Source organism: Anoxybacillus ayderensis, assembly GCF_000833605.1.
In the GTDB taxonomy this organism is placed as follows: Bacteria; Bacillota; Bacilli; order Bacillales; family Anoxybacillaceae; genus Anoxybacillus; species Anoxybacillus ayderensis.
In genome coordinates this window covers 116,061-128,976 of sequence record NZ_JXTG01000004.1, presented here as the reverse complement: position 1 = coordinate 128,976, position 12,916 = coordinate 116,061, and the positions used below count along the sequence as shown (strand labels likewise).

General features: G+C 40.5%; 15 protein-coding genes. 4 read left to right on the top strand and 11 right to left on the bottom strand.

Translation table 11 applies throughout. The features are described 5' to 3' along the window. Positions 1-7: 7 nt before the first annotated feature. Positions 8-1,318 (bottom strand): CBS domain-containing protein, encoded by a 1,311-nt coding sequence (locus tag JV16_RS06270; protein WP_021093772.1) that lies wholly within the window; start codon positions 1,316-1,318, stop codon positions 8-10. Between the two features lie 73 nt (positions 1,319-1,391). Further along, positions 1,392-2,069: a metal-dependent hydrolase gene (locus JV16_RS06265; RefSeq protein WP_021093771.1), complete on the bottom strand. Its 678-nt coding sequence runs from the start codon at positions 2,067-2,069 to the stop codon at positions 1,392-1,394. A gap of 105 nt (positions 2,070-2,174) precedes the next feature. Between JV16_RS06265 and JV16_RS06260 the strand changes: the two genes are divergently transcribed. After that, positions 2,175-3,269, top strand: a complete 1,095-nt coding sequence (locus JV16_RS06260) for a M24 family metallopeptidase (protein WP_021093770.1) — start codon at positions 2,175-2,177, stop codon at positions 3,267-3,269. 17 nt (positions 3,270-3,286) lie between these two features. On the opposite strand, the gene JV16_RS06255 is transcribed toward JV16_RS06260, so the two are convergent. Both JV16_RS06255 and JV16_RS16085 read right to left on the bottom strand, forming a co-directional pair. Continuing rightward, entirely contained in the window at positions 3,287-4,066 is a 780-nt protein-coding gene (locus tag JV16_RS06255; RefSeq protein WP_200861312.1) for an SDR family oxidoreductase, read from the bottom strand. 81 nt (positions 4,067-4,147) lie between these two features. Next, positions 4,148-4,276 carry a hypothetical protein gene (locus JV16_RS16085; RefSeq protein WP_021093768.1) on the bottom strand — a complete coding sequence of 43 codons (129 nt, stop codon included), beginning with the start codon at positions 4,274-4,276 and terminating at the stop codon, positions 4,148-4,150. A 105-nt stretch (positions 4,277-4,381) separates the two neighbouring features. Between JV16_RS16085 and JV16_RS06250 the strand changes: the two genes are divergently transcribed. Next, positions 4,382-4,834: a universal stress protein gene (locus JV16_RS06250; protein WP_009361531.1), complete on the top strand. Its 453-nt coding sequence runs from the start codon at positions 4,382-4,384 to the stop codon at positions 4,832-4,834. Positions 4,835-4,846: 12 nt separating this feature from the next. Here JV16_RS06250 and argH read toward each other — a convergent pair whose 3' ends face one another. Beyond that, positions 4,847-6,223, bottom strand: a complete 1,377-nt coding sequence (argH, locus tag JV16_RS06245; protein ID WP_042534762.1) for an argininosuccinate lyase — start codon at positions 6,221-6,223, stop codon at positions 4,847-4,849. Further along, complete coding sequence (locus JV16_RS06240; RefSeq protein ID WP_021093766.1) at positions 6,220-7,428, bottom strand: argininosuccinate synthase; 1,209 nt, start codon at positions 7,426-7,428, stop codon at positions 6,220-6,222. Before JV16_RS06240 ends, argH begins: the two co-directional genes overlap by 4 nt. A gap of 146 nt (positions 7,429-7,574) precedes the next feature. Here JV16_RS06240 and JV16_RS06235 point away from each other — a divergent pair, with 146 nt between their 5' ends. Beyond that, positions 7,575-7,889 (top strand): hypothetical protein, encoded by a 315-nt coding sequence (locus tag JV16_RS06235; protein ID WP_021093765.1) that lies wholly within the window; start codon positions 7,575-7,577, stop codon positions 7,887-7,889. A 27-nt stretch (positions 7,890-7,916) separates the two neighbouring features. Here the strand turns inward: JV16_RS06235 and JV16_RS06230 are convergent, their stop codons facing one another. The 5 genes from JV16_RS06230 to JV16_RS06210 all read right to left on the bottom strand — a co-directional run bounded on the left by JV16_RS06230 (position 7,917) and on the right by JV16_RS06210 (position 11,971). Then, positions 7,917-9,110: an acetate kinase gene (locus tag JV16_RS06230; protein ID WP_042534760.1), complete on the bottom strand. Its 1,194-nt coding sequence runs from the start codon at positions 9,108-9,110 to the stop codon at positions 7,917-7,919. A 157-nt stretch (positions 9,111-9,267) separates the two neighbouring features. Then, entirely contained in the window at positions 9,268-10,242 is a 975-nt protein-coding gene (locus JV16_RS06225; protein WP_042534759.1) for a class I SAM-dependent methyltransferase, read from the bottom strand. 85 nt (positions 10,243-10,327) lie between these two features. Next, entirely contained in the window at positions 10,328-10,834 is a 507-nt protein-coding gene (gene tpx, locus JV16_RS06220) for a thiol peroxidase (protein WP_042534756.1), read from the bottom strand. 77 nt (positions 10,835-10,911) lie between these two features. After that, a complete protein-coding gene (gene ytfJ, locus JV16_RS06215; protein ID WP_042534754.1) occupies positions 10,912-11,340 on the bottom strand; it encodes a GerW family sporulation protein in 429 nt (142 codons plus the stop codon). Further along, entirely contained in the window at positions 11,321-11,971 is a 651-nt protein-coding gene (locus tag JV16_RS06210; RefSeq protein WP_042534752.1) for a DUF2953 domain-containing protein, read from the bottom strand. Before JV16_RS06210 ends, ytfJ begins: the two co-directional genes overlap by 20 nt. A 125-nt stretch (positions 11,972-12,096) precedes the next feature. Here JV16_RS06210 and JV16_RS06205 point away from each other — a divergent pair, with 125 nt between their 5' ends. Beyond that, entirely contained in the window at positions 12,097-12,900 is an 804-nt protein-coding gene (locus tag JV16_RS06205; protein ID WP_042534750.1) for an NAD kinase, read from the top strand. Positions 12,901-12,916: the final 16 nt, after the last annotated feature.

Sequence of the window (12,916 nt, the reverse complement as noted above, 5' to 3'; positions counted from 1 at the left end):
TGCAGCCTTATTGTCGTTCAATCAACTGACACATCATTAACGCCTTTCCGACAAGCGTTCCTTCATTAAACACTTCGACGTCAACCTTCCCAAACTTACGACCTATTTCTAATAGCTTCGGCTTAATGTCGATCACGCTATCAATTTGGACAGGTTTAATAAAATAAATGGTGATGTTTTCTACGACGAGGTCACCTCGTTTATGTAAGCGAAGCGCGCGCGTCGCTGCCTCAGTTACAATCGTTGTAAATACCCCATATGATAACGTCCCTAAATGGTTTGTCATTTGTGGAGTAATGTTGCAACGAAAAACACCGTCAACCGTTTCAGTTAAAAACTGAGTTGTGACAATATCATCGATCGTCTCACCAATTTGCGGCTGACGTTGCACCATTTGCAATGCCTTTAATACGTCTTGACGGCTAATAATTCCTTGCAGTCGATTATATTCATCGACGACCGGCAACACTTCAATTCCTTCCCAAACCATCATATGCGATGCGGAAGCGACTGACGTTTTTCCGCTTACCGTAATCGGATGTTTCGTCATCACTTTCTCAATAAGCACGTCACGCTCATAGTCCATTACATCTTTTGCAGTCACAATCCCTTGTACTTTTAATTGTTGATCGATGACCGGAAAACGACTATGCTTCGTTTCACGATTGAGCTCATACCATCGTTCGACTTGATCTGTCACATACAAATATGCCGTTTTTTCAAATGGCGTCAAAATATCTTCAACGAGAACAATTTCTTTTTTAATCAACTGGTCATAAATGGCACGGTTAATCATTGTCGCAACCGTAAACGTATCATAACTTGTCGAAATAATCGGCAGCTGGCGCTCATCCGCTAGTTTTTTTACATGTTCTTCTGTATCAAAACCACCTGTGATGAGAACGCCCGCTCCTGCTTCAAGCGCTAATTCGTGCGCTTTTGTTCGGTTTCCGACAATCAGTAAATTCCCTGCTCCCGTATATCGCATCATCGCTTCAAGCTTCATCGCACCGATGACGAATTTATTTAACGTTTTATGTAATCCTTCTTTTCCTCCGAGCACTTGCCCGTCAACGATATTGACAACTTCGGCATACGTCAGCTTTTCAATATTTTCTTTCTTTTTTTGTTCAATCCGAATCGTTCCGACTCGTTCAATCGTGCTCACATATCCTTTTGTTTCAGCGTCTTTAATGGCACGATAAGCCGTCCCCTCGCTTACTCCCATTTCTTTAGCAATTTGGCGCACAGATATTTTTTCTCCGACCGGTAAGCTCTCAATATACTGTAAAATTTGTTCGTGCTTCGTAATCGTCAAGTTGCCCCACCCTTTTTCGACAGTTTCTTACTCTTATTATAAGGGTGTGCATGACCGCATTCAATGAACGTTTTCACAGTTCAATACTTTCACCAACATGCAAGACGCGCCCAACGCCCTCAATCATCGACACAAACTGCTGTGGATCTTGTTGAATGACAGGGAAAGTATTGTAATGAATCGGAACAACCATTTTCGCCTTCAACCATCTCGCTGCAACAGCCGCATCTTCTGGTCCCATCGTAAAATTATCGCCAATTGGTAAAAACGCCACATCAATGTCATTCATTTCTCCGATGAGCTTCATATCAGAAAATAACGCGGTATCTCCGGCATGATAAATCGTTTTTCCTTCGGCATGAAACAAAATGCCACTTGGCATGCCTGTATACACGATCGTTTCGTTTTCTTCTACATAGCTGGATCCGTGAAACGCCTGCGTCAATTTGACTTTTCCAAAATCAAACGTAAACGATCCACCGATATGCATCGGATGAACACGAACACCTTTCCAGCTTAAATAAGTAGCTAATTCATACGGAGCAATGACAAGGGCGTCGTTTCGCTTCGCTAATGAAACGGTATCACCGACATGATCGTTATGACCATGTGTTAATAAAATTACATCCACGTGAACGTCTTCTGCTTTTAAATCTGTCATTGGGTTGCCCGTAATAAACGGATCAATGAAAATCGTTTTTCCGTTCGTCTCCATTTTAACGACAGAATGTCCGTGATAAGTGAGCTTCATCTTTCCTTCTCCTTTCCCCGTTTTTTACATCATTTTGTTTCTTCATTTCTGTCCTATTTCCTTCTTTTTTTATCCGTGATAATCTGAAAAAGAAAGGAAGTGAAAATGATGGAGCGAATAAGCAAACTCCAACAAAAACTGAAAGAAAAAAATGGATCATGGGCGTTCATTACATCAACAGCAAACGTTTTTTATTTCAGTGGCTTTTATAGCAATCCACATGAACGACTACTAGCCGTTGTGATCTTCCCGGATGACGAACCGTTTCTCATCTGTCCAGAGATGGATGCGAATCAAGCAAAACAGGCCGGTTGGGCATATACGATCGTCAGCTATGATGATGTGCATCATCCTTGGCATATGTTGCGCGATGAACTAAACAGACGAAACGTACAAACAGAACGAATTGGTATTGAAGCATCTCATATGACGGTAAGTCGTCTTGAGCAGCTACAATCATACTTTTCACATGCATCGTTTTTCGACTTAACTGATACGCTCCATGAACTGCGAATGACGAAAGATGAAAAAGAGTTACAAACGCTTCGGCAAGCAGCTGAATTAGCTGATTTCGGTGTCGATGTCGGCGTTCGTGCCCTAAAAGAAGGGAAAACAGAACTGGATATTATCGCTACCATTGAGTACGAATTAAAAAAACGAGGGGTACGCGCCATGGCGTTTGATACGATGGTGCTTACCGGAACAAATAGCGCGCATCCTCATGGTGTCCCAGGAATGAATCGCATCCAACCGGGTGATTTTGTGCTGTTTGACCTCGGTGTCGTACTTGACGGATACTGTTCTGACATTACGCGTACCGTCGTATTCGGAAAGCCAACTGAACAACAAAAGCGAATATACGATATCGTCTTACAAGCGCAACAAGAAGCTATTCATGCATGTCAAATTGGTGCATCTATCGGAAGCGTTGACAAGGCAGCTCGTTCGCGAATTGAACAAGAAGGGTACGGGGCGTATTTCCCGCATCGAATCGGACATGGGCTCGGTATTGATGTTCATGAATATCCATCGATGAATGCAACAAATACCATGCCGCTTCAAGCTGGAATGGTATTTACGATCGAGCCTGGCATTTACGTTCCTTCCGTCGGTGGCGTACGTATTGAAGATGACATTTATATGACCGACAAAGGACCGCTTCTTTTAACGACATATCCAAAAGAACTACAAATCATATAGGCTGTCATGTTGGCAGCCTATTTTCGATAACGATGAATGACATCAAGCCCGCCTGTCACTTCAATAACTGTTCCGGTAATCATATCGGAAAAATCATCGCATAAAAACTCGACAACGCGTGCAATATCTTCCCCTGTCCCTGAACGGCCAATTGGCGTCATATCGTCTTTCATCTGACGAGCATATGCAATCGTTGCTTCTTTCATTTCTCCAATAATATTTCCCGGACAAACCATATTCGCTGTAATGCCGTATTCTGCTTCTTCAAGTGCAATTGTTTTTGTTAATGAAACAAGCCCCACTTTCGCTGCGCTAAACGCTGATCGATACATCCATCCTGGCGCATGATCTGCCCCTTGAAAACCGTACGTTACAATGCGTCCGAAACGTTGATTCCGCATAATAGGCACAACTCGCTTAAATAAATGAAACATCGCACTTAAATTTCCTTCAATCATTTCATACCACTCATCATCCGTATAATCAGCTAGTTTTTTTCGTTCAAATATGTAAGGACCTGCATTATGAATTAAATAATCGATGCGACCGAATGTAGCAAACGCTTCATCTACAAGACGAACTAAATCTTCTTTATTCGTCACATCTCCTTGCACAAAATGAAGGCGATCATGACAATGACGATACGCTTCTTTCAACGCTTCAACAGCTTGTATGTCGCTTCGGTAATGGACAGTGACAGCATAGCCTTTGTCTAAAAAGCGTTCCGTTACTTTTTTACCAAGTCCTTTCGTTCCTGCTGTTACAATAGCATGTCTCACCATTATCCCTCCATCCATGCTTTGTTATGTTTATCGTACTACAAATAGACGGAGGAAAACACATATTATGCTCGATTACCACGAGAAACAAAAGAGGCATTATCGCCTCTTTTGCTCATCTTTCTGTTCAATAACCCCGCTAATGTATGCGTCCGTAATTTGTTCGGTCACTTCTGCGACCCCATTTTCATCGTAATACAATTGTTCTTTCTGTTCCTTTTCACGCATCGTTTTACCCCTTTCGTCATAAATTTTTCGACAATACGTAGTGTTTGTTTTACAAAAAATGATATACTTGAATTGGAAGGAAAATTTTTTATTGGGGGAGTGTTTATGTACAAGTACAAAAAAATTTTAGTCGCAGTCGACGGCTCAAAAGAAGCAGAATGGGCGTTTAAAAAAGCAATTGAAATTGCTAAACGGAACGATGCTTCACTCGTTCTTTCGCACATTATCGACGTTCGTTCATTCGCGACGATCGAAGCATACGATCGAACAGTGGCAGAGCGAGCGGAAAAATTCGCAAAAGAATTGTTGCAATCATACGAAAAGCAAGCAGTCGATGCGGGCGTCAAAGAAGTCGTCACAGATATTGAGTACGGTTCCCCAAAAGTAAAAATTTCAAAAGAAGTCGCTCCGAAATATGAAGTAGATTTAATTGTTTGTGGCGCAACAGGAATGAGCGCTGTGGAACGATTTTTCATTGGAAGCGTTTCTGAACATATTACAAGATATGCAAAATGCGATGTACTCGTCGTACGCACACCTGAACAAACAGAGGCATAAAAGCGTTTGCTTTTATGCCTCTATCATTTGTTTTGCTTTCTCAATCGCTTTTTTCACTTCCGTAAACCCTGTTCCTCCTGCGCTCGTGCGACGGTTGACAGCTGTATACGGATTGAGCGCTTCATAAATATCTTCCTCAAATAAAGGGGAAGCTTGTTGATACACATGAAGCGGTAAATCAGCTAAAAAAACACCTCGTTCAATACATGTCAGCACAAGTTTTCCGACGATTTCATGCGCCTCGCGAAACGGCACACCTTTTTTCGCTAAATAATCGGCTAGTTCCGTTGCATTCGAAAAATCTTGTTTCGTTGCTTTTTCCATCACATCTGTGCGAATCGTCATCGTTTCAATCATACCAGCAAAAATTTTTAAGCTACCGATCACCGTTTGTACGGTATCAAACATTCCTTCTTTATCTTCTTGCATATCTTTATTGTAAGCAAGCGGTAGCCCTTTCATAACGGTTAATAAAGCCATTAAGTTTCCGTACACTCGCCCTGTTTTTCCACGAATGAGCTCAGCCATATCTGGGTTTTTCTTTTGTGGCATAATGCTGCTTCCCGTCGCAAACGTATCATCCATTTCAATAAACTGAAACTCTTGGCTCGACCAAAGAATGAGCTCTTCACAAAAACGAGATAAATGCATCATTAAAATAGAACTATTACTTAAAAATTCAATAATAAAATCGCGATCACTTACCGCATCTAAACTATTTTCATATATGCTATCAAAGCCGAGAAGTTGTGCTGTTAAATGGCGATCGATCGGAAACGTTGTCCCTGCGAGCGCTCCAGCACCGAGGGGTGATTTGTTAATTCGTTTGAGCGATTCGGTAAAACGTTCGCGATCCCGTTCAAACATCCATACGTACGCCATGAGATGATGGGCAAACGAAATCGGCTGCGCCCGTTGCAAGTGCGTATAGCCGGGGACAAGCGTTTCAATATGTTGTTCCGCCTTTTTGACAAGCACGCGCTGCAGCTGACGAATGAGTTCAACGATCTCGATCACTCGTTTTCGCAAATATAAATGCATATCTGTCGCCACTTGATCGTTGCGACTTCTCCCTGTATGAAGCTTACCACCAACAGGACCAACTTCATCAATTAACATTTTTTCAATGTTTAAATGAATATCTTCATACGCAACAGAAAAAGAAAGTTCTCCTTGTTTCGCTTTTTCTAATAGCTTCATTAATCCGTTTTTGATCGTTGTGACGTCTTCTTTCGGTAAAATGCCACATTCGCCAAGCATCGTCACATGCGCGATACTTCCTTCAATATCTTCTTCAACGAGCTGTTGATCAAAATGGATCGATGCCCCAAAGTCATCGACCCATTGTGCTGCTGTTTTTGTAAATCGTCCCCCCCATAACTTTTTCACACGTTCACCTTCTTTTCTCCATTGACGATGCTATATACTTTTGTAGGCAAGCCAAATAGAGAAATAAATCCGACAGCCGCTTGATGATCGAATTCGTCTTCTGCTGTATACGTCGCTAACTTTTCATCATATAACGAAAACGGAGATTTTCGCCCTTCTACAATCGCATGACCTTTAAACAGTTTCACACGTACAACGCCGGTAACATTTTTTTGTGTTTCTTTTAAAAATGCAACAAGCGCATCTTTTAGTGGCGAAAACCAAAGACCGTTATAAATGACTTCCGCAATTTTTTGCTCGATGATCGGCTTGAAATGAGCTACTTCTTTTACAAGCGTTAAGTCTTCTAACTCTTTATGCGCTTTAATTAGCGTCATTGCTCCAGGGCATTCGTACACTTCACGCGATTTAATGCCAACGAGTCGGTTTTCAACATGATCGATGCGGCCGACACCGTGTTTTCCTGCTAGTGCATTTAATTGTAAAATGAGCTCTGCAAGCGAATACGCTTTTCCGTTAATTGTTTTCGGTACCCCTTGTTCAAAGCCGATTTCAATGACATCTGGTTCATTCGGTGTATGTTCAAGTGCAGTTGTTAACTCATACGCTTCTTCTGGCGGCGCTGCCCACGGATCTTCTAAAATGCCACATTCGTTACTTCTTCCCCATAAGTTTTGATCAATGGAAAACGGGCTATCTAAATCGATTGGAATCGGAATGTTATGTTGCTTTGCATATTCAATTTCTTCTTCGCGCGACCATTTCCACTCCCGAACAGGCGCAATCACTTTTAAGTTCGGGTTTAATGCTTGAATCGATACTTCAAAACGCACTTGGTCATTCCCTTTTCCTGTGCAGCCGTGCGCCACAGCAACCGCTCCTTCTAATTCAGCAATTTCAACGAGCTTTTTCGAAATTAACGGACGGGACAACGCAGAGATGAGCGGATATTTTCCTTCATATAGCGCATGGGCTTGTAAAGCAATTAACGCATATTCATTCGCGAATTCTTCTTTTGCATCAATCATATATGATTGTACAGCGCCAACTTTCAACGCTTTTTCTTTCACAAATTCTAAATCTTTTCCTTCTCCGACATCTAAACAACAAGCTACAACATCATATCCTTGTTCTTGTAGCCATTTAATCGCTACCGATGTATCTAAACCCCCAGAATAAGCGAGCACTACTTTTGGTTTTGCCATGATCGTTCCTCCCTAAAGAATAAAAATACTTATTATTTAATATTTATTCATTTTGCATATTAATAATGTAACAGCTATTTTTCTTTTTTTCAATAACTATTTTGATTAAAATAAAAATTAATAAATGAAAAGGATGGGAGAACGAAATGAGTGCACACTTTGTATATGATGAACGCCTTGGCATTCGCTTGCCACATTTAGAGAAAGCATGGGATATGTACACAAAAGAAGAACAAGCAGAAATTTTATTAGAGTGGGAGACGATTCGTGGGAAAATTCCTGATCGAATTATTGAATTAGAACAGCAAATTAATGAAAAGCAAAGACAACTCGGAGAAGAAAACGATTTCGCTCGCTCATGCATGCTCAACTTTGAAATTGCATCTCTCGCTTCAATCATTAACGATTTATGGATTTGGTATCGAATGAATCAAACAGTAACAAACCGCATACATCAATAAAAAAGGTGCCCGTATGGACACCTTTTTTTACGCTATGTTCGCTAATCTCATGACGTCGCGAGCAATCATCACTTCTTCATTCGTTGGGATGACTAATACTTTTACAGGCGAGTGTGGATAGCTAATGAACGCTTCTTTTCCGCGCACTTTATTTAATGCCGGATCCCAGTATACGCCCATAAATTCAAGACCACGCAATACTTTCGCACGCACGACATCGCTATTTTCTCCAATACCTGCTGTGAAAATAATCGCATCGACACCACACATACGCGCTGCGTATGAACCAATATATTTATGAATACGTCCAGCAAATACTTCAAGCGCTAATTCGGCACGTTGATCGCCTTTTGCCGCCGCTTCTTCAATATCGCGCAAATCGCTTGAAAAAGCAGTTAAACCAAGCATACCGCTCTTTTTATTTAAAATATCAATCACTTCTTCTGCTGTTTTTCCTGTTTTTTGCATAATGTATGGGATTAACGCTGGGTCAATATTACCAGAGCGTGTCCCCATCGCTACACCTGCAAGTGGCGTAAAGCCCATGGACGTATCGATCGATTTTCCGCCTTCTACCGCTGCGATACTTGCGCCATTTCCTAAATGACAAGAAATTAAACGAAGTTGCTCAATTGGACGTCCTAATAGTTCAGCTGCTCGTTGTGTCACATATTTATGTGATGTGCCGTGGAACCCGTATTTACGAATGCCAAACTTTTCATAATACTCGTATGGCAAGCTATATAAAAACGACTGCTCTGGCATCGTCTGATGGAACGCTGTATCGAATACAGCCACAGCTGGTACGTTCGGCAACACTTCACGAAACGCTTTAATGCCAACAACGTTCGCTGGGTTGTGCAATGGGGCTAAATCTGACAAATCTTCAATTTCTTTTAACGTTTCATCTGTAATTAAAACAGAATCGCTAAACTTTTCACCACCATGCACAACGCGATGACCAATTCCTTCAATTTCATCAAACGATTGAATAATGCCAAGCTCAATTAATTTATCAAGCAACATTTTCACAGCAACCGCATGATCTGGAATGGATGTTACTTCTTTTATTTTTTCCCCATTGACTGTAATATTAAAAATCGCATCTTCAAAACCGATTCGCTCAACCACACCTTTTGTTAATACTTCTTCACTCGGCATGTTGAACAATTGAAACTTTAACGAAGAACTTCCCGCGTTGATCGCAATGACTTTTGGCATTTGACTAAACAGCTCCTTTAACATCGTTCACAATTATTGTATGCAAATATGCGAATTTCATCGGTACGTTTCTCATTTTACGGGTCGTTCATCGCTCTTTTCAAGTACGCAAACGTTACGAAAACGTTTTCTTCACATATTTGTTATATTCAGAAGGTTATGAACGATTTTCTTTCAGCCATTGTTCGAGCTTCACGACCATCGCTTGCATCGCCTCTTTATTTGCAAAGCTAGGAAGTTGTGCAAGCAACGCTTGTTTTGGCGCTTTCGCATGCGCGCCTTTCTTTTGCAAAATAAAAATACTTTTCGCTGCTGCTTCATTTTTAAACATCGAAAGCGGAAGCTGCAACAAGCCTTGAATAAACATTTCTTCTTTAATCAACGCATGCAATTTTTTTGATTCATCTGATGTAAAAAGCGTATTTGGGACGAGAAAAAATAAATATCCGCCTTCTTTCGTGTAACGAATGCTTTGTTCAATAAATAAATAATGGGCATACGAATGGCCGCTTTCGGCATGTAAACGAAACGATTTGGCATGTTCATCGTCTGGATAATATCCGATCGGCAAATCGCATACGACTACATCGACCGATTCAATAAACAACGGCTTTAAGCTATCTTGATGAAAAAATTGAATTTCATGTTGTTGTAAATTTGCATTGACATAAGCGAGTTTCAATAGTAAATCGTCCGCATCTGCTCCGTAGCTTTTTACTTTTTTATTTGTGAGTTGATTCAACACAGCCGTCATTAAATTTCCCGTTCCAACGGCAGGATCGAGAAGAGAGAGCGAAAAATATGTTTTTGTAAATTCATCAACTAAATAACCGATAAATACCGATACAGCATCTGGTGTCATTTGATGATGAGGTTGTACATATTGTTTCATTCCTTTTAACATCGCTAATTGTAACGCTTTACGAATATGTTCATTGTTCCAATCATGTAACCGAACGGATGTGTACGCTTTTTTTAACCGCTTTTTTAACAACTCGTTCACTTCTTCTTGCAAAACATCTCCGTGAAATAAGTTTTCACCTGTTTCTGCGACAGCTTCTAAATACGAACATTTTAACTCCTCTTGCAACAATGTCGCCGTTTCATCGATGACTGTAAATAGCTTTTCCAATGTGTTTCACTCCTTTCTGTCCGACATTTTATTTTAGGAAATTTAAACGAAAAAGGCTATCCCTTTTTGAGATAGCCTCAAGCAATTATTGTTGAGCCGCTTGTTTTGCTGCTTCGATTGCCGCTTCGTAGTTTGGATGATTTGTTGCTTCTGATACGTACTCGACATACGTGACGCGATCGTTACGATCAACGACAAATACAGCACGAGCGAGTAAACGTAACTCTTGGATAAGCACACCGTATGCTTGACCAAACGATACATCGCGATGGTCAGATAACATAACAACGTTTTCTAATCCGTTTGCCGCGCACCAACGTTTTTGAGCAAATGGCAAATCGACGCTAATCGTCAACACTTTTACTCCTTCAATGTTTCCTGCTTCTTCATTAAAGCGACGTGTTTGTGCATCACAAACGCCTGTATCAATCGACGGCACAACGCTAATTAAGCGAACAAATCCTTTTGTATCATCTAATGTCACCGGCGATAAGTCGTTAGCAAGCACCGTAAAATTCGGAGCTGCATCACCGACTTTTACTTCGTTACCGACTAATGTGACCGGGTTTCCTTTAAATGTAACCTTCGCCATAGTAAGCCTCCTCTTTATATAAGATACAGGCTCATCATAACGTAATTAGATGAAAAATTCAATTATTTCGATTGAGACTAAATATCAAAATCTGATACTTCGTTTTGTTGTTGCTTCGGCTTTTCTTTTTTCTCGAACATTTGTTGAATTTTTTCGATCGCTTGCGGGGCGAGATCTAAAATTTTCTCATATAAATGCGTACTTTCATCTACATGTAGTAGCTTCACACCTGAACTGTTCACAATTAAAAAAGCAATCGGTGTAATCGATACACCCCCACCACTTCCGCCACCAAACGGATGAGCTTCTTTTTGTTGTTCATTTCCATGATTCAACATAAACTCGCTACCGCCGGCCGCAAAGCCGAAACCGACTTTCGATACAGTTAAGATGACGCTTCCATCCGGTGTCTCGACAGGATCACCGATGATCGTATTGACATCGATCATTTGCTTTAAATTTTCCATCGCTGTCGTCATTAACCCTTCAATCGGATGTCCATTCATTTTCATTCCTCCTAGCAACTTTTGCACCTTTTTTCCAATGTTTGACGATCTTCAGTCCTGCTAATATAGCATAACCGATTCGAAATCGAATCATACATGTAAACGATGTACGCGATAATGCGCCTTGAAAAAAAGGGGCAATAAAAATGGAAGGAGCGCTACAAACGTTCATATATTTGCTAATGATTGCTACCATATAATATTTAACTGACCAGCCAATCCCAACGAGCATCGCTGTTTTTGCCGCATCTCCCACACCGATTTGCGTATGCCATTGAAACTGTAAAACGGAAACGTTTTGTAAAAATTTTTTTATAATCGTATGTAAATGAACGATGTCATTTACCCACTGTTTGATTTGTGCTAAACGTTGGCGCGCATCAGCAACGGTAAATGTCGTTTTTTCATCTTTCCCCATATTCGTTTTCTCTTCTGTCACCAATCCTGCTTCTTTTTTCGATATTTCAATGAGCGGAATCGTAAAACGATAACGAAGAAAACGAAGAAGGCGAATATGTATTGTTAATTGATCATCGTCTTGGGTATGTTGAAATTGAATGGTGATTCGCACATATAAAAAAGGAATAATCGCTAAGAAGGTAATAAAGATGATGGCAATCACGAAAATCATCGGTTTTTCACTTCCTTCCCGATGACATTTTCGACAAAAATGAGCAAAATTAAACGAATAAATTCGCTATGAATGGAAAATAAATGATAAAATAAACGTGAGGACATTTTAACGGAGGGAAAACGATGACTGAACGCCGTAATCGCATGTACTTCTTTCATAAACATGATGAAGAAACGACGAAACAAGTTCAACCGCTCATTGAACTCGCCAAACAGTATGAATTTGAAGTCGTGGATAATGCAAAACATGCAAACATTATTGTAAGCGTCGGTGGAGACGGTACGTTTTTGCAAGCGGTAAGAAAAACCGGATTTCGTGACGATTGCTTATATGCTGGCATTTCGACATTAGGCTCATTAAGTATGTATTGTGATTTTCATATTCACGATACAGAAAAAATGATTGAGGCGATGACAACGGAACAAATCGAAGTGCGTAAATATCCAACGATTTATGTGACAGTCAATGATTCTACGTCATTTTATTGTTTAAATGAATGCACGATTCGTTCAAGTATTATTAAAACGTTTGTCATGGACGTATTTATCGACAATTTGCATTTTGAAACGTTCCGAGGCGATGGAATGATCATTGCTACACCTACTGGAAGTACAGCTTACAATAAATCGGTCAATGGGGCAGTCGTAGACCCGATGCTTCCGTGCTTTCAAGTAAGCGAATTAGCGTCACTAAACAATAATCGTTATCGCACGCTCGGTTCATCATTTATTTTAAGCGGGAATCGCAAGTTGACATTAAAAGTGGTACAAGACGGAAACGACTATCCAATTATCGGTATGGATAATGAAGCACTAAGCATTCAACATATCGAAAAAATTGATGTTGCATTAAGTGGAAAAGTGATTAAAACAGTCAAACTGAAAGATAACTCTTTCTGGGAAAAAGTAAAGCGGACATTTTTGTAAAAAGAGGCATTACGCC

What these genes read in the sequence shown, in the direction of transcription:
- JV16_RS06210 (WP_042534752.1), bottom strand. Translation starts at nt 11,971, where the DNA reads ATGATTTTCGTGATTGCCATCATCTTTATTACCTTCTTAGCGATTATT.
- JV16_RS06240 (WP_021093766.1), bottom strand. Translation starts at nt 7,428, where the DNA reads ATGGCAAAACCAAAAGTAGTGCTCGCTTATTCTGGGGGTTTAGATACA.
- JV16_RS06235 (WP_021093765.1), top strand. Translation starts at nt 7,575, where the DNA reads ATGAGTGCACACTTTGTATATGATGAACGCCTTGGCATTCGCTTGCCA.
- JV16_RS06255 (WP_200861312.1), bottom strand. Translation starts at nt 4,066, where the DNA reads ATGGATGGAGGGATAATGGTGAGACATGCTATTGTAACAGCAGGAACG.
- JV16_RS06205 (WP_042534750.1), top strand. Translation starts at nt 12,097, where the DNA reads ATGACTGAACGCCGTAATCGCATGTACTTCTTTCATAAACATGATGAA.
- JV16_RS06260 (WP_021093770.1), top strand. Translation starts at nt 2,175, where the DNA reads ATGATGGAGCGAATAAGCAAACTCCAACAAAAACTGAAAGAAAAAAAT.
- ytfJ (WP_042534754.1), bottom strand. Translation starts at nt 11,340, where the DNA reads ATGAATGGACATCCGATTGAAGGGTTAATGACGACAGCGATGGAAAAT.
- tpx (WP_042534756.1), bottom strand. Translation starts at nt 10,834, where the DNA reads ATGGCGAAGGTTACATTTAAAGGAAACCCGGTCACATTAGTCGGTAAC.
- JV16_RS06265 (WP_021093771.1), bottom strand. Translation starts at nt 2,069, where the DNA reads ATGAAGCTCACTTATCACGGACATTCTGTCGTTAAAATGGAGACGAAC.
- JV16_RS06250 (WP_009361531.1), top strand. Translation starts at nt 4,382, where the DNA reads ATGTACAAGTACAAAAAAATTTTAGTCGCAGTCGACGGCTCAAAAGAA.
- JV16_RS16085 (WP_021093768.1), bottom strand. Translation starts at nt 4,276, where the DNA reads ATGCGTGAAAAGGAACAGAAAGAACAATTGTATTACGATGAAAATGGG.
- JV16_RS06230 (WP_042534760.1), bottom strand. Translation starts at nt 9,110, where the DNA reads ATGCCAAAAGTCATTGCGATCAACGCGGGAAGTTCTTCGTTAAAGTTT.